The organism is Uliginosibacterium sediminicola, from assembly GCF_039631295.1.
Classification (GTDB): domain Bacteria; phylum Pseudomonadota; class Gammaproteobacteria; order Burkholderiales; family Rhodocyclaceae; genus Viridibacterium; species Viridibacterium sediminicola.
In genome coordinates this window covers 654,432-677,845 of the sequence record NZ_JBDIVE010000002.1, presented here as the reverse complement: position 1 = coordinate 677,845, position 23,414 = coordinate 654,432, and the positions used below count along the sequence as shown (strand labels likewise).

Sequence of the window (23,414 nt, the reverse complement as noted above, 5' to 3'; positions counted from 1 at the left end):
GTTCAGTGGGCTCCGGTACTGCGTGCGCTGCGGCTGCGGCGCCATTCGGCCAGCAGCATCAGTGTGACGCCCAGGCAGATGGCCGAGTCGGCGAGGTTGAAGGCGGGCCAGTGCAGAGTGCCGATATGCACATCGAGAAAATCGACCACCCGGCCGTAGTGGAAGCGGTCGATCACATTACCCAGGGCGCCGCCGACGATCAGCGCGAAGGCGGCTGGCTGCAGCGCTTCGTGCTGATGATCGCGGATCAGCTTGAGCAGGTAAGCGCTGACGCCCACCGCCAGTACGCTGAAGAACCAGCGCTGCCAGCCATCGTGCCCGGCCAGGAAGCTGAACGCCGCACCCGGGTTGTAGCGCAGGGTCAGGTTGAAATACGCGCCCAGCTCAAGGTACTCGTTCTCGGCAAAGCGGGCGACGATGGCGAGCTTGCTCCACTGATCCAAGACGATGGTCAGCAGCGACAAGCCCAGCCAGCCGGCAAAACGCTTGCTCATGCGCGGCTCCGCACTTCGCCTGCGCCGTGCAGATTGTCATCGCAGCGACCGCAAAGTTCGGGATGCGCCGGGTTGCGGCCGAGGTCCGCGCGGTAATGCCAGCAGCGCCCGCACTTCTGGTAGCTGCTGGGCGTGGCGATGATGGCTTCCTCCGCTTCGCTGGCCACTTGCGTCACGCTGGCGGCCGAGGTGATGAAGACAAAGCGCAGATCGTCGCCGAGGGCGTTCAGCGCCGCGAACTTGTCGCCGCTCGCCGCCACCGTGACTTCCGCCTGCAGCGAGGCGCCGACCTTGCCTTCCGTGCGCAGCGCTTCGATCACCTTCATCGTTTCTGCACGCACTTCGCGGATGATCTTCCAGCGTGCGATCAGCGCTTCGTCGACGCTGAGCTGGGGCAGGGTGTGGAAGCTGTGCAGCATCACGCTGTCGTCCGGCTTGCCCGACATCACCGCCCAGGCTTCTTCCGCAGTGAAGCTGAGGATGGGCGCCATCAGCCGCACCAGGGTTTGCGTGATGTGCCACAGCGCGGTCTGCGCCGAGCGACGTGCGACCGACTTGGCGCCGCTGGTGTAGAGGCGGTCCTTGAGGATGTCGAGGTAGAAGCTGCCGAGGTCGTCCGAGCAGAACAGCTGCAGGGCCTGCACCACGCGGTGGAATTCGTACTTGGCGTAATCGGCTTCGGCGCTTTCACTCAGCTGACGCGTCAGCGCCAGGGCGTAGCGGTCGATCTCGAACCATTGCTCGGCGGGCAGGGCGTCGGTCTCGATATTGAAGTCCGCCGTGTTGGCGAGCAGGAAGCGCAAAGTGTTACGCACGCGGCGATAGACTTCGACGACGCGATCGAGGATTTCCTTGCTGATCGACACTTCGCCCGAGTAGTCGGTCGAAGCCGCCCACAGGCGCAGGATTTCGGCGCCGAGCTTGTCGGAGACTTCCTGCGGCACGACCGTGTTGCCCAGCGACTTGCTCATCTTGCGACCCTGGCCGTCGACCACGAAGCCGTGCGTGAGCAGGGCCTTGTAGGGCGCGCGGCCATCGATGGTGCAGCCGGTCAGCAAGGACGAGTGGAACCAGCCGCGATGCTGGTCCGAGCCTTCCAGATAGAGGTCGGCCGGGAAGGCGTGGTCCTTCGCGTGCGAGCCGCGCATGACGTGCACATGCGTGGTGCCGGAGTCGAACCACACGTCCAGCGTGTCGTTGATCTTGACGTACTGCTCCGCTTCCGCGCCGAGCAGCTCGGCTGCATCCAGCGAGAACCAGGCTTCGATGCCGGATTGTTCGACACGCTGCGCCACTTCTTCCATCAGTTCAACCGTGCGCGGATGCAGCTCGCCCGTCTCCTTGTGCAGGAAGAAGGGGATCGGCACGCCCCAGTTGCGCTGGCGCGAGATGCACCAGTCGGGGCGATTGGCGATCATGGCTGCCAAGCGCGGCTTGCCCCAGGCGGGGAAGAAGGCGGTCTCTTCGATGGCCGCAAGTGCACGTTCGCGCAGACTGGTCGTTCCGTCCGGCTTGTGGTCCATGCCGACGAACCACTGCGCGGTGGCGCGGTAGATGATCGGCGTCTTGTGGCGCCAGCAGTGCATATAGCTGTGCGTGATGGTTTCGTGCTTGAGCAGGGCACCGACTTCGCGCAGCTTCTCTACGATGTTCGGGTTGGCCTTCCAGATGAACTGGCCACCGAAGAATTCGAGGCTGGGCACATACACGCCGTGGCCTTGCACGGGATTGAGGATCTCGTCGAAGCCGCGACCGTTGGCGCGCCAGACCTGGAAGTCCTCTGCACCATAGGCCGGTGCGCAATGCACGATGCCGGTACCTGCGTCGAGGCCGACGTACTCAGCGAGGTAGACCGGCGAGACGCGATCATAGAAAGGATGCTTGAATTCGATGCTGGCCAGACGCGCGCCCTTGGCTGTGGCGATCACTTCGCCCTGCAGGTCGTAGCGCTTCAGGCAGCTCTCCACCAGTTCGGCGGCCAGCACCAGCAGCTTGTCACCCACATCGACCAGGGCGTAGTCGAACTCCGGGTGGATATTCAGCGCCTGATTGGCGGGGATGGTCCAGGGCGTAGTGGTCCAGATCACCACGTAGGCCGGCTTGGGCAGGCTATCGAGCTGGAAGGCGACAGCCAGCTGCTCGGGCTGTGCGCACGCGAAGGCCACGTCGATGGCGTCCGACTTCTTGTCTTCGTACTCGACCTCGGCTTCAGCCAGTGCCGAGCCGCAGTCGAAACACCAGTTCACCGGCTTGAGGCCCTTGAACACCCAGCCATTCTTGACCATGGTCGCCAGCGCGCGGATCTCGCCCGCCTCGTTGCCAAAGTCCATGGTGCGATACGGGTGCTCCCAGTCGCCGAGCACGCCCAGGCGCACGAAGTCCTTCTTCTGCCCCTCGACCTGTTCGGCGGCGTAGGCGCGCGAGAGCTCGCGCACCTTGTCGGCCGGCAGGTTCTTGCCGTGGGTGACTTCGATCTTGTGCTCGATCGGCAGGCCGTGGCAGTCCCAGCCCGGCACGTAGGGCGCGTCAAAGCCGGCCAGCGTCTTGCTGCGGACGATGATGTCCTTGAGGATCTTGTTCAGCGCGTGACCGATGTGGATATTGCCGTTTGCGTACGGCGGGCCGTCGTGCAGGATGAACTTCGGCCGGCCAGCCGAAGCGGCGCGGATCTTCTCGTAAAGCTTCTTCTGTTGCCATTGCTGCACCCAGCCGGGCTCGCGCTTGGGCAGATCCCCGCGCATCGGAAACGGGGTGTCGGGCATGTTCAGGGTTTGTTTGTAATCAGCCATGGTGCCAAGTAATTCAGGTTTAGTTTTTGACGCGAAGGACGCAAAGAAAATCCAAGGTCCGCGAAGTTTGATCAGACGCCATTAGCCACTCGTTTAATGCCTTGACGCATGGACGCAACGTTGAAGTTGAGGAGTAGCCCAAGGCGTTTGTCACTCAATTTCAGGTAGGTCAACAATTGCGCCGCATGCACGGGATGTATTTCGTCGCTTGATTTTGCTTCCACGATCAGGCGGTCGTCTACCAACAGATCCAGGCGCAGTGTCTGGCCCAGCTGGAGGTGCTTGTACATCACCGGAACCTCTACCTCGCGCTGTGCGGAAATTCCTCGAAGGCGCAACTCACAATGCAGGGCTTCCACATAAAGCGCTTCGAGAAGCCCCGGGCCGAGCTGAGAGTGAACTTCCATCGCGGCTCCAATGACCGCGTGACTGAGCTCTTCAAGCTCCACTTTGCGAACCTTCGTCTTTCTCCGCGTACTTCGCGTCGAAAAAATACTGCTTCACTCGCGCGCAGTCATCATCAATCGCCGCTTTCAGCGCATCCAGTGAATCGTATTTTGCTTCGTCACGGATCTTGTGCCAGAAGCGCACGGAGAGCCGTTGGTGATAGAGGTCGCCAGCGAAGTCGAGGATGAAGACTTCGAGACGCAGCTGCAGCTTGTCGCCAATCGTCGGTCGGACGCCAATACTGCAGGCGCCAATGGCTTGGCGCAGGGGGCCTCCGTCGACAGTGACCGCGAAAATGCCGGACAGCGGCATCGTGGTCTGGCGTAACTGGATATTGGCGGTCGGAAAACCGATGGTGCGGCCGATCTTGTCGCCGTGGATGACGCGGCCGATCACCTCGTAGGGCGCGCCGAGCAGCAGATTGGCATGTGCCATGTCGCCAGCGAGCATGGCTTCGCGCACCGCCGAGCTGGAGACGCGCTCGCCGCCGAGGGCGACGGTGTCGAGCGCTTCGACCTGGAAGCCGCGCAGCGCACCGGCCTGTTGCAAACTGGCGAAATTGCCGCGGCGGCCTTTGCCGAAACAGAAGTCATCGCCGATCAGCAGGTGGCGCGTGCGCAGGCCACGGACCAGCACCTTGTCGATGAAGTCTTCGGCGCTGAGCTCGGCAAAGCGCGCGTTGAAAGGCTGCACATAGACCCGGTCCACGCCTTGTGCAGCGAGCAGCTCAAGTTTGCGGCGCAGGCTCACCAGACGCGGCGGCGCGTCCTTGGGAGCGAAGAATTCGCGCGGCAAGGGCTCGAAAGTCAGCACGGCAGTAGGCAGGCCAAGGCTTGCGGCGCGATGGCGCAGCCGCGCGAGCAAAGCCTGGTGGCCCAGATGCACACCATCGAAATTGCCGATGGTCAGCACGCAAGGCTGATCGCTGGATTGGGGGATGCCCCGGAAAACCTGCATAACAGCTTGACGAAAAAGGGCGAATTATAACAGGCAGGGGGGCAGGTTTTGAGGGGATGTTTTGGACGCGAAGGGCGCGAAGAAAAGCGAAGGTTCACGAAGGGAAACTTTCCAGCGTTTCCTTTGTGAACCTTCGCGTTCCTTTGCGTCCTTTGCGTCAAGGAAGCAGTCCTGTCAGTGCGGTACTTCAGTACGGAAGATCGGCCAGGTAGATCGCCGGCAAGCCCTCGAAGTCGCTGCTAAACAGCACGCGCTGTTCATCCGGCGTGAAAGACGGGTGCGGATGGCTGGTCTGGTGGTTGCCCTTGTACTCGCGCCAGCTGCTGTTGTGCGCGCAAATGCGGCGCGTGCTGCGCGTTTTGAGGTCGAAAAGGTGCAGATAGGGGTCGGGCTCGAAGGCGTGTGCGTCCTTGTTGGCGACGTCTTCGAGCTGGCCGGCGCCGTCGCCGACGAGCAGGCTGCCGTCGTAATTGCTCATCAGGTGCGAGCAAGGGGGCATCGGCATCAGCATCTCGTTTTTCAGCGTGACCGGGTCGGCGGCCCAGACAAAGCGCTGCTGCTCGCCTTCGACATAGCTCACGTAAATCATGCGCGAGCCATCCGGCACCCAGAATTCGTGCATGCAGGCTTCGCCCGGCGCGTGTTCCTTCACCTTGCGCAGATTGCGGCCGTCCTCATCGACAAGCCACATGCGCGCATCGACCAGGTCGTGCGGGCCTTCATGGCAGAAGGCCATGGTGTGGTCGTCAAAGGGTCGGTACATCGGGTGGCCCATGTAGCGCTGTTGCTCATAGACCGTGTGCGCGAGACCGCTGGCGCCGTCGATGCTGATCAGGCGGCTGCGCGGTTTGCGCTCGAATTGCAGGCGGAATTTCTCCCAGCCGCTGCTGCCGGTGACGACATCGGCTTCCCACTGTTCCATCGCAGCGAATTTGGTACAGGCCGAATTGGCGACCCAGGTGCCGGCGCCGCGCCAGCCTTCCGGCACGCGATAGACGACTTCCTCGGCGAGGCTGTCCAGCGCCACACGGCGCAGCTCGCGCCCGCTGTTGACGTAGTACAGCCAGGCATCGTCGGGCGACAGGAAAGCGCCGTGCGTATTGCTGCCTTTGCCCTCGGTGAGCTGGCGGGCGACGCCGCTACGCAGATCGAGCAGCCAGTTATTGCGCTCGCCGTCGAAGTCGGAGCCGAACAGCAGTTGGCTGCCGTCGTTGGTGAAGCACTTCTGGTAGAAGTAGTTGCGGTGGTTGATGACATCCGGCGGTGTCAGCCGCGTGACGCGCACACCCGTCGTCGGATCCTTGAAGTCCTGAAACCTCAGTTGCTGCGTGCTGCCTTTGGCCATGCGGCTTGCCTGCCTTTTCGCGGATGTCGACGAACTCAGTGCTTGGCGGCGCTGAGGCGAGCCGTTTCAACCTGCGTCTGGCGCTGCGCTTCGGCCGCGTAGATGGCGATCTTCTGCTCTTCGCTCAGGCTCTTGCCGGTGATGCGTTCGAGCTTGGCAATCAGATTGGCGGCCGGGTTGGCGATGCGTTGTGCGGGCGGCACGGCGCGTGCAACCTGATTGGCGGTGGCACCGGTGATGCGCACTACGTCCTTGGCGAATTGTGCGTCGGCCTTGCGCCATTCGGCCTTGAGCCAGGCCATTTGCGCAGGCGTCAGGGCCTGTGCCTGGGCGAGCGCCGGCAGCGCACTGCCGCCCAGCGCCAGAGCGATCAGGCAGCGCGCCAGCCAGAGGCTGAGTACGCGGGTTGAAAAGGCAAACTTGAGCATCATGAGTCCGATCTATTGGGGGACGTCGGGAAACCTGGCATGCGCTGGCTCACTGATCCAGACGCCACTTGAATTGCAGTACGACCGCGCCATCCACATAGGGTTTCACGCTAGGAATGATATAGCTTTGCACCGCCAGCCAGCGGCCGCGCCATTCAATGAACGGCATGGCCAAGGGTACGATGGGTGAATGATGATACCCGCTCGATAGCCCGGCGGTGATGCCCGCGCGCCAGCTATCGTCAGCCTTCCATAAGGCATAATTGACGGTGCCGAAAAATGCCGCACGGCGCAGACTGTTCTTGAACACGCCGACGCTCCAGGCCATATCATCGTTGTAATCACGCTGATAACCGAGGCCCGGATTGACTTCGTTGAGGTCCAGATCGCGTTCGAAATGGCGCGACACGCCGCCGAGGGTGAGAAATTCCGCCGCAGAGGCCGAAGCAGTCAGCAAACACAGCAGGCAAGCGAGCACAAGGCGCATGAGGAGTCATCCAGATTCAATCAGAGCAGCCCGATTGTAGCCGCAGCCCGGCCTCGCTGCATTGATGTGCGCCCGATGGCGCCCTTGTTTTGGCACAATGCAAGAAACCGCAGCGGGAGCCTGATCATGAAACGCGTAGTGTTCAACCAGAAGGGCGGCGTGGGCAAATCGACCATTGCCTGCAATCTCGCAGCGATCTCGGCTGCGCAGGGCAAGCGGACCTTGCTGGTGGATCTCGATCCACAAGGCAATTCCTCGCATTACCTGCTCGGCAACGCGGCCGATGCGGCCAGTGTCGGCGCTGCCGAGTTGTTCGAACAAACCCTGTCGGTGCGTTTCGACTCACTCGCCGCCGCCGAGCATGTGCAGGCGACGCCCTTCGAGCATTTGTCGCTGATGGCGTCGTCACCGCGCCTCGAAGAGCTGATGGGCAAGCTTGAATCGCGTTACAAGATCTTCAAGCTGCGTGAAGCGCTGGCCGAACTCGAAGCGGATTTCGACTTTGTGTACATCGACACGCCGCCAGCGCTCAACTTCTACACACGCTCGGCGCTGATCGCCGCCGACAGCTGCCTGATCCCCTTCGATTGCGACGACTTCTCGCGCCGCGCGCTCTATGCCTTGCTGGAGAACGTTGAAGAAATCCGCGCCGACCACAACGACAATCTGCACGTCGAAGGCATCGTCGTAAACCAGTTCCAGCCGCGCGCCAGCCTGCCCGCGCGCATCGTGCAAGAACTACGCGACGAAGGCCTGCCGATCCTGGATCAGTATCTATCGAGCTCGGTGAAAATCCGCGAGTCCCACCAACTCGCCCGCCCGATGATCTACCTCGACCCGCGCCACAAACTCACGCTGGAGTATGTGGCTTTGCATGATGCTTTGAATGCTTAGGGCTTGCAGGCTTAAAGGCTTAAAGGCATTTCACCGCAAAGGCGCGAAGGAAACGCAAAGGGCCGCGAAGGAAGTCGAAAGTGAAGGCTTTGCTGCGGAGAAAGGCGGTGGGGCGGGTTCGGAGTGCAGCGACAACCCGCCTGTCATGCATCAGGAGGGTGGTGGGTCGCTTCGCGAGCGCACGCTAAGTACTTCGGTTCATGTATTCGCAAAATAGCCCAAGCTCGACAGCGTTGCATGTGGACAGAGATGCGGGCCCCCTCATTTGATTGACAAATGTGTCGTGAAATTTTCGTTCAGTCTCGACAAACACTGCGCCCACTCCGTCTTCGAATTGGTCGGACGTAATGTCGATGATTAAGTCGCCAATTTCGAGCCATCCATGAGTGACGCCATCTCTTTGTCCCCAAACGTACTCAACTGACAGGGCTCCATTTTTCTTTAGCCAGTATCCGAAGAAGTCACTTGCTGTACCACACGCACCACGAGGAAATCCCTTGGCTAAGATGCCGAAAGCGTCTCGGTGATTCTCGAATACACCTCGCGCCTGCTGCGCAAGCTGCTTTATCTCATCACTGCCCATGTTGCATTTCGCCTAACGCAGGCTAGCCATCACTGCAACACACAATCCACGCAATACCGCACCCCGCCATCCACATTCTCTTTCACCAGACCATGCACATCGGTCTCGAAGCCGGGGAAGATTTCATTGAAGCTGCGCGCAAACTTCAGGTAGTCCACGATGGTCTTGTTGAAGCGCTCGCCAGGGATCAGCAGCGGGATGCCGGGGGGGTAGGGGGTCACCAGCATGGCGGTGATGCGGCCTTCGAGCTGGTCGATGTCGACGCGCTCGATCTTGCGGTGGGCCATCATCGACCAGGCGTCGGTCGGGCGCATTGCCGGTTCCATTTCCGAGAGGTACATGTCGGTGGTCAGTCGCGCCACGTCGTGTGACTTGTACACGTCATGGATCTGCTGGCAGAGGTCGCGCAGGCCGACGCGCTCGTAGCGCGGATGCTTGGCGACGAACTCCGGCATGATGCGCCACAGCGGCTGGTTCTTGTCGTAGTCGTCCTTGAACTGTTGCAGCTCGGTCACCAGGGTGTTCCAGCGGCCTTTGGTGATGCCGATGGTGAACATGATGAAGAACGAGTAAAGGCCGCACTTCTCGACGATGATGCCGTGCTCGGCGAGGTACTTGGTGAGGATGCCGGCGGGAATGCCGGTGTCGGCGAAGTCGCCGTCCACGTCCAGCCCCGGCGTGATGATCGTCGCCTTGATCGGGTCGAGCATGTTGAAGCCTTCGGCCAGATTGCCGAAGCCATGCCAGTGTTCGCCGGCCTTGAGCATCCAGTCTTCGCGCTCGCCCATGCCTTCTTCGGCCAGGTATTCCGGGCCCCAGACCTTGAACCACCAGTCGGCGCCCCATTCCTCGTCCACCTTGCGCATGGCGCGGCGGAATTCCATCGCTTCCTGGATCGACTCTTCGACCAGGGCGGTGCCGCCGGGGGGCTCCATCATCGCGGCGGCCACGTCGCAGCTGGCGATGATGGCGTACTGCGGGCTGGTCGAGGTGTGCATCAGATAGGCCTCGTTGAAGAGGTCCTTGTCGAGCTTGCGCGACTGCGAGTCCTGCACGAGGATCTGCGAGGCCTGCGAGATGCCGGCGAGCAGCTTGTGCGTCGATTGGGTGGAGAACACCATCGATTCCTTGCAGCGCTCGCGGCCTTCGCCGATGGCGTGGTAGTCACCGTAGAAGTCGTGGAAGGCGGCGTGCGGCAGCCAGGCTTCATCGAAGTGCAGGGTGTCGATCTTGCCGTCCAGCTCTTCCTTGATCTCTTCGACGTTGTAGAGCACGCCGTCGTAGGTGCTCTGGGTGATCGTCAGCACGCGCGGCTTGGCGTTCTTGTCGGTGGCGAAGGGGTTTTTGGCGATCTTCTTCTGGATGTTTTCCCACTTGAATTCGCTCTTCGGGATCGGCCCGATGATGCCGTAGTGGTTGCGCGTCGGCATCAGGAACACCGGCACCGCGCCGGTCATGATGATCGAGTGCAGGATCGACTTGTGGCAGTTGCGGTCGACCACCACGATGTCGCCCGGCGCGACGGTCGAATTCCAGACGATCTTGTTCGAGGTCGAGGTGCCGTTGGTGACGAAGAACAGATGGTCGGCGTGGCAGATGCGCGCGGCGTTGCGTTCGGAGGCAGCGATGGGGCCGGTGTGGTCGAGCAGCTGGCCGAGTTCTTCGACGGCATTGCAGACGTCGGCGCGCAGCATGTTCTCGCCGAAGAACTGGTGGAACATGTGGCCGACCGGGCTTTTCAGGAAGGCGACGCCACCGGAGTGGCCCGGACAGTGCCAGGAATAGGAGCCGTCGGAGGCGTAGTGCACCAGCGCGCGGAAGAAGGGCGGCGCGAGCGAGTCAAGATAGGCCTTGGCTTCACGCACCACGTAGCGGGCGATGAACTCGGGCGTGTCCTCGAACATGTGGATGAAGCCGTGCAGCTCGCGCAACACGTCGTTCGGGATATGGCGCGAGGTGCGCGTCTCGCCGTAGAGGAAGATCGGAATCTCGGCATTGCGCAGGCGCAGCTCCTGCACGAAGGCGCGCAGCTCGGCGATGGTGTCCTCGGCTTCGCCGGAGGTGAATTCCTCATCGTCGATCGACAGGATGAAGCAGGAGGCGCGGCTTTGTTGCTGTGCGAAGGACGACAGATCGCCGTAGCTGGTGACGCCCAGCACTTCCATGCCTTCCTCTTCGATGGCTTTGGCCATGGCGCGGATACCGAAGCCCGAGGTGTTCTCGGAGCGGAAATCCTCGTCAATGATGATGATGGGGAAGTGGAATCGCATGGTCAGCTAGCTCCCGTCAGGGGGATTCAAAAAAACCTTCACCGCCAAGGCGCGAAGGAAAACAAAAGAAAAGGGCCGCGAAGGAAAGGCAGCTTTCCTGTAACGGCCGAGTGCGGAATCATAGCGCAGAGCTGTGACAATGAAAGGACAAAAGGCCGCCGGTAAGCACATGCTTTACCGGAGCGGCCTTTTGCAGGGCGGGGCGTGTGGGCTCAGATTTTCGGCAGGGTGACGCCGACCTGGCCTTGATACTTGCCGCCGCGGTCCTTGTACGAGGTCTCGCAGATCTCGTCGGACTCGAAGAACAGCACCTGGGCACAGCCTTCGCCAGCGTAGATCTTGGCCGGTAGCGGTGTGGTATTGGAGAACTCCAGGGTGACGAAGCCTTCCCACTCGGGCTCGAAAGGCGTGACATTCACGATGATGCCGCAGCGTGCGTAGGTGCTCTTGCCCAGGCAGACGGTGAGCACCGAGCGCGGGATGCGGAAGTATTCGACGGTGCGGGCCAGCGCGAAGGAGTTCGGCGGGATCACGCAGTAACCCTTGCCGGAGACCTCGACGAAGGACTGCGGATCGAAGTTCTTCGGGTCGACGATGGTCGAATTGATGTTGGTGAAGACCTTGAATTCGTCAGCACAGCGGATGTCGTAACCGTAGCTCGAAGCACCGTAGGACACGATCTTCTGGCCATTGGCCTCACGTACGAGGGTGGGCTCGAAGGGTTCGATCATGCCGTGCTGTTCCGCCATGCGGCGGATCCACTTGTCAGACTTTATGCTCACGATGGCCTTGTCGTTGGATGCAGGAAAGGGCGCATTTTACAGCCCGACCCCGCAGCTGACAGCTATTTTGCGCAAGAGTTACTTGTCTTTGTCCTCGTTCTTCTTGTCTTTCTTGTCATCGTCGCTGGCAACATCAACGATGGCCTTGCCGACCTTGAAGGGGATTTTGACCACTTCGATGCCGACATCGACCACGCCGCCGACGATGGTGCCCAGGCAGCCTTGCAGGCTCAGTGTCAGGGCGAGGCAAGCCAGGAGTTTGCCGAGAGTCTGGAGTTTCATGTGTTCTGGACCACGATGCTGGGGAATTTGTGACGCAGATCGCGCTGCTTTTCGGCAATCGCGATGGCGACCTGGCGGGCAATGCTGCGATAGCTCTGGGCTACCGCGCTGTCCGGCGCCGCCACGACAGTCGGCGTGCCGCTGTCAGCTTGTTCGCGGATCTTGATGTCCAGCGGCAGGCTGCCCAGGAAGGGCACGCCGTAGTCGCCACACATCTGCGCACCGCCGCCCTGGCCGAAGATGTGTTCGGCGTGGCCGCAATTGGAGCAGATGTGGATGCTCATGTTCTCGACGATGCCGAGGATCGGGATGCCGACCTTCTCGAACATCTTGAGGCCCTTGCGGGCGTCGAGCAGGGCAATGTCCTGCGGCGTGGTGACGATGACCGCGCCCGTCACCGGCACGCTCTGCGCGAGGGTCAGCTGGATGTCGCCGGTGCCCGGCGGCATGTCGATGACCAGGTAATCGAGGTCGTCCCAGGCCGTTTCGTTGAGCAGCTGGCGCAGCGCCTGGGTCGCCATCGGGCCGCGCCAGACCATCGGTTGCTCAGGGTCGATGAGGAAGCCGATCGAATTGACCTGGATGCCGTGGGCCACCAGCGGTGTCATCGTCTTGTTGTCCGGCGATTGCGGGCTCTGGCCGGCCAGGCCGAGCATTTCCGGCTGGCTGGGGCCGTAGATGTCGGCGTCGAGCAGGCCGACGCGCGCACCTTCCTGCGCCAGGGCCAGCGCCAGATTGGCCGAGGTAGTGCTCTTGCCGACGCCACCTTTGCCCGAGGCCACGGCGATGATGTTGCGCACGCCCGGCAGCAGCTTCACATTGGCCTGCACGGTGTGCGGCACGATCTTCGAGACGACGCTGACGCTGGCTTTGGCGACACCGGCCGCCAGTACCGCCGCTTCGATCTGCGCCGCAATCGCCGCGTGCTGGCTGCGTGCGGGGTAGGCCAGTTCGATGCTGATTGTCGCCTGACCGTCGGCCACCGTCGCCGTTTTGAGCGCGCGTGCGCTGGCGAAGGATTTGCCGGTGTTCGGATCGATCAGCTGGCCGACGAGGGCCTGGAGTTCACTGCTGGAAATGCTCATGACAGGGCCTGAATACTTGATTGTTTCAGTCAAGCTTAGCACGCCCGTCCGCCGCGTTGTGCGGCGCAGAGCGGCTCAGGCGTTCAGCGGTGGCTGGCTGAGCAGGGCCGACAGCACTTCACGCAGATGTGCGCTGGGCGTTGGCTTCTGCAGCAAGGGGAAGCCGCTGGCGCGTGCTTCGGCCAGGCGGTGCGGATCGGTGTCGCCGGTAATCACGGCGGCAGGAATCTGGCGACCAAAATGGCGGCGCACGCCTTCGATGGCATCGATGCCGGTTTCGCCTTCGAGCAGGCGATAGTCGGCGAGGATGGCGTCCGGCGCTGATTTAAGCTGCAGCAGCGCGTCGCTCAGCGATTCGACCGCCGTCACCTGGCAACCCCAGGCGGCGAGCAGGGCGGCCATCGCCTGCTGGATCACCGGCTCGTTGTCGATCACCAGCACACTGCTCAGATTGTGCGGCAGCGGCGCAGCACGCAGCGGATGCAGCTCGCGCGCGACTTCGCTGGTATCGAGCGGCAGCTCGATGGCGAACACCGAACCGCGCCCTTCGATGGAGCGCAGTTGCAGGCGCTGGCCGAGCAGGCGGGTGAGGCCGTCGACAATCGCCAGACCGAGGCCGATGCCCTTGCGGCGGTCGCGTTCCGGATTGTCGAGCTGGTAGAACTCGCGGAACACGTCACCCTGCTTGTCCTGCGGGATGCCGACGCCGGAATCCCAGACCTCCAGTCGCACCACCTTGCGGCGGACACGGCAGGCGACGATGACGCCACCGCGATGCGTGTATTTGAGCGCATTGGAGACGAGGTTGCGCAGGATACGCTCGATCATGCGCGCATCGCTGAGCACCCGTAGATGCCGTGTGCGCACGCTCAGGCGCAGCCCCAGGGTGCGCGCCAGCGGCGCGAATTCGGCTTCGATGCGCACCAGCACCTGGGCCAGATCGAAGGGCCGGAACTCGGCCTGCATCGAGCCGGCGTCGATGCGCGAGTAGTCCATCAGCTCATCCATCAGCTCGCCCATGCTGGCGCTCGCTTCGCGCATGCTCGAGAGCAGGCGCTGGGCTTTGTCGTTGAGCGCTTCGGTCTGCAAGGCATCGGCCAGCAAGGTGATCGATTGCAGCGGCTGGCGCATGTCGTGACTGGCGGCGGCGAGAAAGCGCGTCTTGCTGGTACTGGCCGTCTCGGCGCATTGCCGCGCATGCTCGGCCACCTCGGTCTGTACCTGCAGCTGGCGCAGCAGTTCGAGGTTTTCAAAGCGCAGACGAATACTGGCCAGGGTAAAGCGGTTGTTGACGCTGGCGAATAAGAGCGTGCACAGGAAGTAGCCAAGGGCGACGACGCCCATGTCGAAGGACAGTTCGTTGGCTTGGGCCAGGCAGAACAGGGCGAAGGGCAGCAGCACCAGCGATGTGTAGAGCACATAGGTGATGAACAAGGTGCCCAGCGCTGGCGCGGCCGCGCCGGTGAGGCCGGCAAGGACGACGCCGATGGCCGCCAGGGACAGCGGTTCCGGCGCGTGCAGCAGCCAGGGCAGGACGCCCCAGCATAGCCCTGAGACGCCGGCTCCACAGATGAATAGCCAGCCCCAGGTATTGACGCTGAGGCGTTCGTGGAAGCGCCCGTTGTGCGCACGCACCATCAGCATGCGTAAGCCTGTCCACAGCGCCATGAACAGCAGCCAGAAGATCAGTTGCTGCGGCACGAAGTTGTCCCACAGCATGAAAGCGCAGGCGAACACGGCGAGCAGGTTGCCCAGCAGCACCGAGGTGCCATGCGAAAACAGCAGTTCGATTTGCTCCTTGCGGACGCGGCATTCTGCCGCGCTGAGGCTGGCTGTAGGGGTGGCAGACGGGGCCATTGATCTCTGTCAGAGTGTTTTTCGCGATATTGCATGGATATCGCAGCGGCCGCCAGACAGATGTTCGGGCAGGTGGGGCGGGCCGGCGGGCATCGAGCAGCCCTGGTACCGCCTGCTCACACCATGTCGTCGGCCCAGCGCGGATTGAGCAGCAAGGCCAGCTCAACGCAGACGTTGCGCAGGCTGTAGAGCGACATGATGGCGGCGGCAATCGGCATGCAAGCGTAGAGCATGGACTTGGGCAGCATCAGGTTGTTGGTGATTTCCTGAGCGCGGATGACGATATCGTAAGCGTTGAAGAGGAACACCAGCATGAAGCACAGCGACAGCACTTCGACCAGCAGTCGATAAGCATGGCGTGCGCGTGTGTTGTGAATGCGCTGCGAGATCCAGTCGCCGACGCTGAAGTGGCCATGCGTGACCCACAGCGCGGCCGCGCCGTAAAAGACCAGGGCCGCGAACATCAGCTCGACGACCTCGTCGAACCACTGCATGGAGAGGAAGGGCAGTATCCGCTGCAGGATATTGCCGCTGAGCACCAGACTCAGCGCGACGAAGAGCAGGATGCAGGCCCATTTGAGGATCAGGGTGACGCAGGCATCAAATCGGCGCGACAGCGTGCTCAGTGTTTTCATGGTGTGCGGCAAGCTCATTTGAGGGGCATGAACAGATCGGGCAGGAACAGCGAGATCTGCGGCACGAAGGCAATCAACAAGGTAACGGCGAGGATGCCCAGCGCGAACGGCAGGCATTCGCGCGCCAGCAGCCAGACCCCGGTACGTGAATAGCTGTCGACGGCAAACAGGCACATGCCGACGGGAGGGGTGATGTTGCCGATCATGACCAGCAAGGTCATGACGACACCCAGATTGATCAGATCGATGCCGAACAAGTGCGCAATCGGGATGAAGATTGGCAGGGTAATCAGGAAGATGGCGTTGCCTTCGAGAAAGCAACCGAGAATCACCACGATGCCGACGATCATCGACAGCACGCTGGCGGGTGAGGCGCCACTGCTGATCGCCGAGTGGATCAGCAGGTCCGGGATGCGCTGGTGGATCAGCAGCCAGCCGAAAAAGTTGGCCGCTGCCATGATGAACAGCAGTCCAGCGGATTGCTTGATCGAGTCGAAGATGATGTCGGGCAGTTGCGCCAGGCGCAGATCGCCGTAGGCAAAGCCGAGGATCAGGCTGTAGAGCGTCACCAGCACCGCCGCCTCGGTGGGCGTGAACAGGCCGGACAGAATGCCGCCGATGATGATCAGCGGGGCAAGCAGCGGCAGCAGGGCGCCGCGCGTGCTCTCGACCAGTTCCTCGACGCTGGCCCGCTCCGAGCTGGGCAGGCGGCGGAAGCGGGCGACCAGGGCAATGGCCAGCATCATGGTCAGGCCCATCAGCAGGCCGGGGATGAAGCCAGCGAGAAACAGGCGCGACAGCGAGACCGAGGTGACTGCGCTGTAGAGGACGAAGGGAATCGAGGGCGGGATCACCGGCCCGATGCAGTTGGCCGAGGCGACGATAGCCGCCGAGAGCGGCTTCGGGTAACCGTCGTCGGCCATCGACTTGTACTGGACCTGACCCATGCCGACCGCATCGGCCACGGCCGAGCCGGACATGCCGGAGAAGATCATCGAGGACAGGACGCTGACCTGGCCAAGCCCCCCCGCGATGTGGCCAACCAGGGCCTTGGCGAAGCGGAAGATGCGGCGCGTGATGCCGCTGTTGTTCATCAGATTGCCGGCCAGCACGAAATAGGGAATGGCGATCAGGGTGAAGCCGGTGGTGCCCGAGTACATGCGCTGCGGCAGCATCACCAGCAGGCTGGCCTTGTCTTCGAGCAGGAACACGCCGACGGCGGTCAGGCCGATGGCGACCGCAATCGGCACATCGAGCACCAGGAGAATCAGCAGCGCAGCAAAGAGAGCGAAAGTAAGCATGTCGGCCTTTGTTTTTAAGATTCTAGGGCGTGTTCACATTCACCCGGCGGATTGCGTTGAAGTGCAGGGCTTGCCAGACAAGGCGTGCGACACAGTGCAGGGTGGGTCCCCTGCACAAGGAGCGCAACGCAGTATGGCGAGCCCTGCACTTCAACCCTCCGGGCGGGCACTGAATTCGACACAGCACTGCGTTGCAGCTCCTTGCCAGGGGACCACCCTGACAGCGTCGCTGCGCCTTGTTCTGTGCCGAATTCAGTACCCGCGCAACCGTCGCGTGAATGTGAACACGCCCTAGTGAGCCATTAAGCTGCCGCAGGCAGTGATGCTGGGTCTGCGCGTGCGGATTATGCCATTGCGGATCTGCGTGGCGCTGGCAGGCGCCCGGCGCGTCAGTCGCCGTTACGTTTGAGTAAATCCATGAATTCCTCGAAGTTCCGGGTGCCGATCTTGATTCGCATCTTGTCGTAAGCGGGCTTCATGACGGCGCGAAAAGGCGCCGTGTCCGGCTGGTCGATACGCATGCCGAGGCTGCGCAGATCGGCGATCTGGCGCGTCTCCTCCTCGCGCACCAGCTTGCGCATCAGCTTGCCGGCGGCGGCCGACTCCTCGCGCAAGATGGTTTTCTGCTCGGCGCTGAGTTTGTCCCAGGCCTGGCGCGAGATCACGTGGGTCATCGAACTATAGGTGTAGTTGAGCAGCGACATGTATTTCTGCGACTCGTTCAGGCGCAGGTTGTAGATCACCGAGACCGGATTTTCCTGGCCGTCGACCACGCCGGTTTTCATCGCCATCACCAGTTCCGGGAACTGGATGGTCTGCACCGTGGCGCCAATGGCCTCGACAAAGGCCTGATACGCGAAGGCTGGCGGCGTGCGGATCTTCAGGCCGCGTGCGTCTTCCGGCTTGAGGATGGGGCGGCGCGAATTGGTCAGCTGGCGAAAGCCCCATTCCCAGGCCGAGAGATAAACCATGCCCTTGGCTTCCAGATCTTTCTCGACCCATTTGCGGAAGTCACCATCGATCAGCTTGTCGGCCGCGGCGTAATCCTTGAATGCGAAAGGCGTGCTGATGGCATCGAACTTGGGCACGTACTTGCCCAGTTGATCATGGCCGGAGAGGCTCATGTCGACGGCGCCGAGCATCACTTGCTCCAGCACCTCGGGCGGATTGCCGAGCTGGTTGTTGGGATAGATGCGGACCAGAACCTTGCCGCCGCTACGTTGTGCCACGCGCGCGGCCAGCTGCTTGGCGGCGATATTGGCCGGATGCTCGTCCGAACCGAAGTGGCTCAGCTTGAGTTCAAGCTGGGCATGCGCCAGAGGCGTCAAACACATCAGCAACAGGACAAAAAATTGCCTCAAAACGCCTCCTCTAATCAGGCTTGCATGGCCTGTGCGTCAATGCGCGGTGGAATTTATAGGTGCTGATACCTTTGAGGTGTGGAAGCTGACAGTTTGTTTGACAGGGGTCAAGGGGGAAATACCCTGCTGCCTGTGTGCTGCGCTGCAGCTGTTTATGCGCGTCGGCGGGCGGGTGCTGGCGTGCTGCGTTAAAATGGCGAACTTTTGCCGTTCCGGAATCTCCGCTCATGTCACGCAAGCTCTTCGTCACAACCGCACTGCCCTATGCCAACGCCGCGTTTCACATCGGCCACATCATGGAATATACCCAGGCCGATATCTGGGTACGCCTGCAGCGCATGGCGGGGCACGAGGTGGAGTTTGTCTGCGCCGACGATGCGCATGGTGCGCCGATCATGCTCAAGGCCGAGGCCGAGGGCATCACGCCGCAGCAGCTGGTGGCCGGCATTGCCGCCGGACGGCCGCAGTACCTCAATGGTTTCCATATCAGCTTCGATAACTGGCATTCGACCGACTCGGCCGAGAATGTCGAGCTCTCGCAAGACATCTACCGCCGTCTGCGCGATGCCGGCTTCATTGATCGCAAGGTGATCGAGCAGTTCTTCGATCCGGTCAAATCGATGTTCCTGCCCGACCGCTACATCAAGGGCGAGTGCCCCAAGTGCGGCGCCAAGGACCAGAACGGCGACAACTGTGAAGTCTGCGGCGCGGTTTATGCGCCGACCGAGCTGAAGAATCCGGTCTCGGCGCTGACTGGCGCGACGCCGGTGATCCGCGAGTCCGAGCATTTCTTCTTCAAGTTGTCGGACCCGCGCTGTGTCGACTTCCTGCGCGGCTGGACGCAGGACGGCCGCCTGCAGCCGCAGATCGCCAACAAGGCGCGCGAGTGGCTGGATGGCGAAGGCGGCCTGGCCGACTGGGACATCTCGCGTGACGAGCCGTATTTCGGCATCCCGATTCCCGACGCGCCGGGCAAGTATTTCTACGTCTGGCTCGATGCGCCGGTCGGTTACCTCGCCAGCCTGAAGAACTACTTCAGCAAGAAGGGCGTGGATTTCGACGCCTTCATGGCTGACCCGGCGACCGAGCAGATCCACTTCATTGGCAAGGACATCGTCTACTTCCACTGCCTGTTCTGGCCGGCCATGCTGCATTTCGCCGGCACGCCCTACCGTGTGCCGAACAATATCTTCGTGCACGGCTTCCTCACTGTCTCGGGCGAGAAGATGAGCAAGTCGCGCGGCACCGGCATCAGCCCGCTGCGCTATCTGGAGATCGGCATGAATCCGGAATGGCTGCGCTACTACATCGCCGCCAAGCTCAATGCCAATGTCGAAGACCTCGACTTCAACCCCGAGGATTTCGTCGCGCGCATCAATTCCGACCTGGTCGGCAAGTACGTCAATATCGCCAGCCGCTGCGCCGGCTTCATCACCAAGCGCTTCGGCGGCCAGCTCTCGGCGAGCCTGCCGGCGGAAGGCGAAGCGCTGCTGGCTGCATTGCGCGAAGCCAAGGCCAATGTGCGCGTGGCGCTGGACGAACGCGAGTTCTCCAAGGCGATCCGCGAGATCATGGCGCTGGCTGATCGCACCAATGAATACGTCAATGCCCACGCGCCCTGGGAACTGGCCAAGCAGGAGGGCAAGGAGGCCGAGCTGCACCAGGTGTGCACGGTGGCGCTCAATGCCTTCCGCCTGCTCACCACCATGCTCGCGCCGATCATGCCAGCCACCGCGTTGCGCGTCGGCAAGTTCCTCAACTGCAGCTTCGAGCGCTGGGATGACGAATCGCCGCTCACCGCGATCAACACCTACGAGCACCTGATGACACGCGTCGATCCCAAGCTGATGGATCAGCTGTTTGACGCCCCGGTCGCCGAGGCGCCGGCGGCTGCTCCGGCAGCGAAAGCCGAAGCCAAGCCGGCGGCGCCCAGCCCTGCTGCGGCAAGCAGCGAGCAGGACGCGGCTTCGCCGCTGATCAATATTGACGACTTCGGCAAGGTCGATCTGCGCATCGCCAAGATCGTCGCCGCCGAACACGTCGAGGGCGCGGCCAAGCTGATCAAGCTGCAGCTCGATATCGGTGAGGAACGTCCGCGCCAGGTCTTTGCTGGCATCAAGTCGGCCTACGATCCGGCGCTGCTGGTCGGTCGCCTGACGGTGATGGTGGCCAATCTGGCGCCGCGCAAGATGAAGTTCGGCTTGAGCGAAGGCATGGTGCTGGCCGCTTCCGACGAGTCGGGCGAGGTGCCGGGTTTGTTTATCTTGTCGCCGGACGCTGGCGCTCAGCCCGGAATGCGCGTCAAATAGGCGGATCGCCACGCCGAATCGATTCTGGAGTCGTATGCCACTGAGCGCACGCCGCCGCTGGATTGTGATGCACCAACACGCACCGGATGAGACGGGCAAGTCCATTGCCTTGTCTTGTCCAAGTCTTGTCGGGAGTTCACGTGGCTATCAGATTCAGATTCAAATCCTTCCGCCCCAAATTGCTGGAGACCCTGCCGGGCTATAACCGGCAGCAACTGCTCGCCGACGCCTCGGCCGGGCTCACCGTCGGCGTGCTGGCCATTCCGCTGGCGATGGCCTTCGCGATTGCCAGCGGCGCCAGCCCGTCCTCGGGGTTGTGGACGGCGATCATCGCTGGCGCCTGCATTTCGGCCTTCGGTGGCTCGCGCGTGCAGATCGGCGGGCCGACCGGCGCCTTCATCCCGATTCTCTACAGCATCATCGTCGTGTATGGCTTCCACAACATGCTGGCCGCCACTTTCATGGCTGGCGTGCTGTTGCTGGTGATGGGGCTGACCGGCATGGGCAGCCTGATCCGGCTGATTCCGGTGTCGGTGGTCATCGGCTTCACCAACGGCATTGCGGTGGTGATCGCCTTCTCCCAGCTGCGCGACTTTTTCGGGCTGGACGTCGACAAGCTGCCCGCCGAGTTCTTCGCGCGCCTGCGCATCCTTAGCGAAAACGCGCACAGCGTTGATTGGCCGACGACGGCTCTCGGTGTCGGCTGCGTGGCGCTGGTGCTGGTCTGGGGCAAGCTGGCCGAGCGCTGGCCGCGCCTGGGCGTGATCCCGGCGCAGATGGCGGCGCTGCTCTTGGGCACCCTGGTCAGTGTGCTGTTCAGCTTGCCGGTCGAGACCCTCGGCAGCCGTTTCAATGGCATTCCGCAGGAGTTGCCGGGTTTCAGCTTTCCGCTGCCCTCGCTGGAGAGTCTTGGCCGCCTGCTGCCGCCAGCGATCACCATCGCCTTGCTCGGCGCGATCGAATCCCTGCTGTCGGCGCGCGTGGCCGATGCACAGATCGATGATCGCCACGACCCGAATCAGGAATTGCTGGCGCAGGGCATCGCCAATATGGCTTCGCCGTTTTTCGGTGGTATTCCGGCCACTGGCGCGATTGCGCGTACGGCGACCAATGTGCGCGCCGGCGGCCGCACGCCGCTGGCCGGCCTGGTGCATTGCGCGACCTTGCTGGTGGTGGTGCTGGCCGCCGCGCCGCTGGCCGCTTATGTGCCGATCAGCGTGCTGGCGGCCATCGTGCTGATCACCGCCTGGCGCATGGGCGACTGGCACGAGTTCCGCCGCCTGCGCCACTTCTCGTGGAACTACCGCATCATCCTGCTCAGCACCTTCGTGCTGACTGTGTTGTTTGACCTGACCATCGCCGTCGAGATCGGCATGGTCCTGGCCAGCCTGTTCTTCATCTACCGCATGCAGGCGCTGACCTCGGTCGAGCAAGTGACTGATACTGAGCTGGCCGCGGGCGTCAGCCTGTATGCCTTGCAGGGCTCCTTGTTCTTCGGTTCGATAGCCAAGCTCGATGCACAGATCGAGGAACGGCCAGCGCAGACGCGGGTGCTGATTCTCGACATGCGCGAGCTGATCAATGCTGATACCTCGGGCATCGACTGGCTGCACGGCCTGTGGCGCGCCCAGGTGCGGCAAGGCGGACATCTGCTGCTGTGCAGCCTGGGCCGCCAGCCGGCGTCGCTGGTGCAGCGCTCGGGTTTGCTGCACAGTCTGGGCGAGGCCAATATCGTGACCGACCGCCCGGCCGCGCTGGCGCGGGCACACAGCTTGATCGGAGAGAGTCTGCAATGAGTCTTGAGTCTGCCGCGCTCATTGCCCGGCGCGTGCGCATTCGTGGTGTAGTGCAGGGCGTGGGCTTTCGTTGGCACATGCGTCAGCAGGCGCAGGCCTTGGGGCTGGCCGGCTGGGTACGCAATCGCGGCGATGGCAGCGTTGAAGCCCTGATCTGCGGGGCGCCCGAAGCGGTGGCTGCGCTGTTGTGCTGGGCCGGCCGCGGCCCCGAGGCGGCTGCGGTGGAGCATCTGCTGGTCGAAGATTCCGACGAACGGCATGTGCAGTTTGTGCAGCGCCCAACAGAGTTTTAAACACATTATTCATTACAATCCGTGCCGGATTCACCCTGCCGCCTGGCGGCGCCCCCAATGGGGATTCCTGTAGCCCCCGCAATTTCAATGAGAGGATCATCATGGCTGTTCTGGTTGGCAAGAAAGCGCCTGATTTCACGGCAACGGCAGTGCTTGGCAACAACGAGATCACGGACATCACCCTGTCCGAATTCACCAAGGGCAAGTACACGGTGCTGTTCTTCTACCCGCTGGACTTCACCTTCGTGTGTCCCTCGGAGCTGATCGCTTTCGATCACCGCCTGGCCGAGTTCAAGAGCCGTAATGTCGAAGTCATTGGCGTGTCGATCGACTCGCAATTCACGCACCTGGCCTGGAAGAACACCCCGGTCAACAGCGGCGGCATCGGCCAGGTCGGTTATGCGCTGGTGGCGGACATCAAGCACGAGATCGCCAAGGCATACGATGTGGAAGCGGCCGAAGGCGTGGCCTTCCGTGGTTCCTTCCTGATCGACAAGGACGGTGTCGTACAGCATCAGGTGGTCAACAACCTGCCGCTGGGCCGTGATATCGACGAAATGCTGCGCATGGTCGACGCACTGCAATTTACCGAAGCGCATGGCGAAGTCTGCCCGGCAGGCTGGAAGAAGGGTGCCAAGGGCATGACCGCTTCGCCTGAAGGCGTGGCCCAGTATCTGGCCGAAAACGCCGGCGCGCTGTAAGCGCAACCTGTGGCTCAGATGAGCCCGGACAGGTCTCTTCACGCGGCCTGTCCGGGCTTTTTTGCAGCGCGCTGCGCGATGGTGGATGCGCTCGTTGCATGCGTATATTGCTGCGCTGCAGCGTCGTCGCTATGCTTTGTGGATGATGTATGCTCAGCGACCGGATGATTCCGTTACAGGCGCGCAATAGTGGGGAAGCTCCCGTCGTGAGGGGCTACAATTCCCGGCTGCAGCATGCCGGATTCTTTTCAGCCATCAGGAGCTTTGCCAGGCCCATGCAGTCGATGTATTCGCGCCTTTCGTCGTCGAGTGCGGCAC

At 62.2% G+C, this 23,414-nt stretch carries 20 protein-coding genes; 5 read left to right on the top strand and 15 right to left on the bottom strand.

The window, feature by feature from the left end; genetic code table 11:
• Positions 1-2: 2 nt before the first annotated feature.
• The 7 genes from lspA to ABDB84_RS06930 form a co-directional block, all read right to left on the bottom strand.
• A complete protein-coding gene (gene lspA / locus ABDB84_RS06960) occupies positions 3-494 on the bottom strand; it encodes a signal peptidase II (RefSeq protein ID WP_345918973.1) in 492 nt (163 codons plus the stop codon).
• Positions 491-3,283, bottom strand: coding sequence for an isoleucine--tRNA ligase (gene ileS, locus ABDB84_RS06955; RefSeq protein WP_345918972.1), 2,793 nt, complete (start codon positions 3,281-3,283; stop codon positions 491-493). Before ileS ends, lspA begins: the two co-directional genes overlap by 4 nt.
• A 71-nt stretch (positions 3,284-3,354) precedes the next feature.
• Positions 3,355-3,732: a GxxExxY protein gene (locus ABDB84_RS06950; protein WP_345918971.1), complete on the bottom strand. Its 378-nt coding sequence runs from the start codon at positions 3,730-3,732 to the stop codon at positions 3,355-3,357.
• A complete protein-coding gene (locus ABDB84_RS06945) occupies positions 3,722-4,687 on the bottom strand; it encodes a bifunctional riboflavin kinase/FAD synthetase (protein ID WP_345918970.1) in 966 nt (321 codons plus the stop codon). Before ABDB84_RS06945 ends, ABDB84_RS06950 begins: the two co-directional genes overlap by 11 nt.
• A 187-nt stretch (positions 4,688-4,874) precedes the next feature.
• A complete protein-coding gene (locus ABDB84_RS06940) occupies positions 4,875-6,032 on the bottom strand; it encodes an oligogalacturonate lyase family protein (RefSeq protein WP_345918969.1) in 1,158 nt (385 codons plus the stop codon).
• 35 nt (positions 6,033-6,067) lie between these two features.
• Entirely contained in the window at positions 6,068-6,463 is a 396-nt protein-coding gene (locus tag ABDB84_RS06935) for a hypothetical protein (RefSeq protein ID WP_345918968.1), read from the bottom strand.
• A gap of 46 nt (positions 6,464-6,509) precedes the next feature.
• Entirely contained in the window at positions 6,510-6,947 is a 438-nt protein-coding gene (locus tag ABDB84_RS06930) for a hypothetical protein (protein ID WP_345918967.1), read from the bottom strand.
• A gap of 126 nt (positions 6,948-7,073) precedes the next feature.
• Between ABDB84_RS06930 and ABDB84_RS06925 the strand changes: the two genes are divergently transcribed.
• The gene (locus ABDB84_RS06925) at positions 7,074-7,841 is read left to right on the top strand and encodes a ParA family protein (protein WP_345918966.1); all 768 of its coding nucleotides are present in this window, start codon (positions 7,074-7,076) and stop codon (positions 7,839-7,841) included.
• Positions 7,842-8,453: 612 nt separating this feature from the next.
• Here ABDB84_RS06925 and ABDB84_RS06920 read toward each other — a convergent pair.
• From ABDB84_RS06920 to ABDB84_RS06885, 8 genes are all read right to left on the bottom strand, one after another.
• On the bottom strand, positions 8,454-10,694 hold the full coding sequence (locus ABDB84_RS06920; protein WP_345918965.1) for an Orn/Lys/Arg family decarboxylase: 2,241 nt from the start codon (positions 10,692-10,694) through the stop codon (positions 8,454-8,456).
• 212 nt (positions 10,695-10,906) lie between these two features.
• Positions 10,907-11,476, bottom strand: coding sequence for a dCTP deaminase (gene dcd / locus ABDB84_RS06915; protein WP_345918964.1), 570 nt, complete (start codon positions 11,474-11,476; stop codon positions 10,907-10,909).
• 78 nt (positions 11,477-11,554) lie between these two features.
• Positions 11,555-11,758 (bottom strand): NF038104 family lipoprotein, encoded by a 204-nt coding sequence (locus ABDB84_RS06910; protein WP_345918963.1) that lies wholly within the window; start codon positions 11,756-11,758, stop codon positions 11,555-11,557.
• Positions 11,755-12,843 (bottom strand): iron-sulfur cluster carrier protein ApbC, encoded by a 1,089-nt coding sequence (gene apbC, locus ABDB84_RS06905; protein WP_345918962.1) that lies wholly within the window; start codon positions 12,841-12,843, stop codon positions 11,755-11,757. Before apbC ends, ABDB84_RS06910 begins: the two co-directional genes overlap by 4 nt.
• Before the next feature lie 75 nt (positions 12,844-12,918).
• Positions 12,919-14,700 (bottom strand): ATP-binding response regulator, encoded by a 1,782-nt coding sequence (locus tag ABDB84_RS06900; protein WP_345918961.1) that lies wholly within the window; start codon positions 14,698-14,700, stop codon positions 12,919-12,921.
• Between the two features lie 116 nt (positions 14,701-14,816).
• Complete coding sequence (locus ABDB84_RS06895; RefSeq protein ID WP_345918960.1) at positions 14,817-15,335, bottom strand: TRAP transporter small permease; 519 nt, start codon at positions 15,333-15,335, stop codon at positions 14,817-14,819.
• 14 nt (positions 15,336-15,349) lie between these two features.
• Entirely contained in the window at positions 15,350-16,636 is a 1,287-nt protein-coding gene (locus ABDB84_RS06890) for a TRAP transporter large permease (RefSeq protein ID WP_345918959.1), read from the bottom strand.
• Between the two features lie 389 nt (positions 16,637-17,025).
• Positions 17,026-17,997 carry a TRAP transporter substrate-binding protein gene (locus tag ABDB84_RS06885; RefSeq protein WP_345918958.1) on the bottom strand — a complete coding sequence of 324 codons (972 nt, stop codon included), beginning with the start codon at positions 17,995-17,997 and terminating at the stop codon, positions 17,026-17,028.
• A 227-nt stretch (positions 17,998-18,224) separates the two neighbouring features.
• On the opposite strand from ABDB84_RS06885, the gene metG reads away from it, so the two are divergent.
• The 4 genes from metG to ABDB84_RS06865 all read left to right on the top strand — a co-directional run bounded on the left by metG (position 18,225) and on the right by ABDB84_RS06865 (position 23,096).
• Entirely contained in the window at positions 18,225-20,306 is a 2,082-nt protein-coding gene (gene metG, locus ABDB84_RS06880) for a methionine--tRNA ligase (protein WP_345918957.1), read from the top strand.
• 140 nt (positions 20,307-20,446) lie between these two features.
• Positions 20,447-22,102, top strand: coding sequence for a SulP family inorganic anion transporter (locus ABDB84_RS06875; RefSeq protein ID WP_345918956.1), 1,656 nt, complete (start codon positions 20,447-20,449; stop codon positions 22,100-22,102).
• Entirely contained in the window at positions 22,099-22,395 is a 297-nt protein-coding gene (locus tag ABDB84_RS06870; protein ID WP_345918955.1) for an acylphosphatase, read from the top strand. The genes ABDB84_RS06875 and ABDB84_RS06870 overlap by 4 nt, the downstream gene beginning before the upstream one ends.
• Positions 22,396-22,496: 101 nt before the next feature.
• Positions 22,497-23,096: a peroxiredoxin gene (locus ABDB84_RS06865; RefSeq protein WP_345918954.1), complete on the top strand. Its 600-nt coding sequence runs from the start codon at positions 22,497-22,499 to the stop codon at positions 23,094-23,096.
• Positions 23,097-23,414: the final 318 nt, after the last annotated feature.

Bases quoted from the DNA above. Each gene is read 5' to 3' on its own strand.
- lspA (WP_345918973.1), bottom strand. From the start codon at position 494: ATGAGCAAGCGTTTTGCCGGCTGGCTGGGCTTGTCGCTGCTGACCATC.
- ileS (WP_345918972.1), bottom strand. From the start codon at position 3,283: ATGGCTGATTACAAACAAACCCTGAACATGCCCGACACCCCGTTTCCG.
- ABDB84_RS06945 (WP_345918970.1), bottom strand. From the start codon at position 4,687: ATGCAGGTTTTCCGGGGCATCCCCCAATCCAGCGATCAGCCTTGCGTG.
- ABDB84_RS06940 (WP_345918969.1), bottom strand. From the start codon at position 6,032: ATGGCCAAAGGCAGCACGCAGCAACTGAGGTTTCAGGACTTCAAGGAT.
- ABDB84_RS06935 (WP_345918968.1), bottom strand. From the start codon at position 6,463: ATGATGCTCAAGTTTGCCTTTTCAACCCGCGTACTCAGCCTCTGGCTG.
- ABDB84_RS06930 (WP_345918967.1), bottom strand. From the start codon at position 6,947: ATGCGCCTTGTGCTCGCTTGCCTGCTGTGTTTGCTGACTGCTTCGGCC.
- ABDB84_RS06925 (WP_345918966.1), top strand. From the start codon at position 7,074: ATGAAACGCGTAGTGTTCAACCAGAAGGGCGGCGTGGGCAAATCGACC.
- ABDB84_RS06920 (WP_345918965.1), bottom strand. From the start codon at position 10,694: ATGCGATTCCACTTCCCCATCATCATCATTGACGAGGATTTCCGCTCC.
- ABDB84_RS06910 (WP_345918963.1), bottom strand. From the start codon at position 11,758: ATGAAACTCCAGACTCTCGGCAAACTCCTGGCTTGCCTCGCCCTGACA.
- apbC (WP_345918962.1), bottom strand. From the start codon at position 12,843: ATGAGCATTTCCAGCAGTGAACTCCAGGCCCTCGTCGGCCAGCTGATC.
- ABDB84_RS06900 (WP_345918961.1), bottom strand. From the start codon at position 14,700: ATGGCCCCGTCTGCCACCCCTACAGCCAGCCTCAGCGCGGCAGAATGC.
- ABDB84_RS06895 (WP_345918960.1), bottom strand. From the start codon at position 15,335: ATGAAAACACTGAGCACGCTGTCGCGCCGATTTGATGCCTGCGTCACC.
- ABDB84_RS06890 (WP_345918959.1), bottom strand. From the start codon at position 16,636: ATGCTTACTTTCGCTCTCTTTGCTGCGCTGCTGATTCTCCTGGTGCTC.
- metG (WP_345918957.1), top strand. From the start codon at position 18,225: ATGTCACGCAAGCTCTTCGTCACAACCGCACTGCCCTATGCCAACGCC.
- ABDB84_RS06870 (WP_345918955.1), top strand. From the start codon at position 22,099: ATGAGTCTTGAGTCTGCCGCGCTCATTGCCCGGCGCGTGCGCATTCGT.
- ABDB84_RS06865 (WP_345918954.1), top strand. From the start codon at position 22,497: ATGGCTGTTCTGGTTGGCAAGAAAGCGCCTGATTTCACGGCAACGGCA.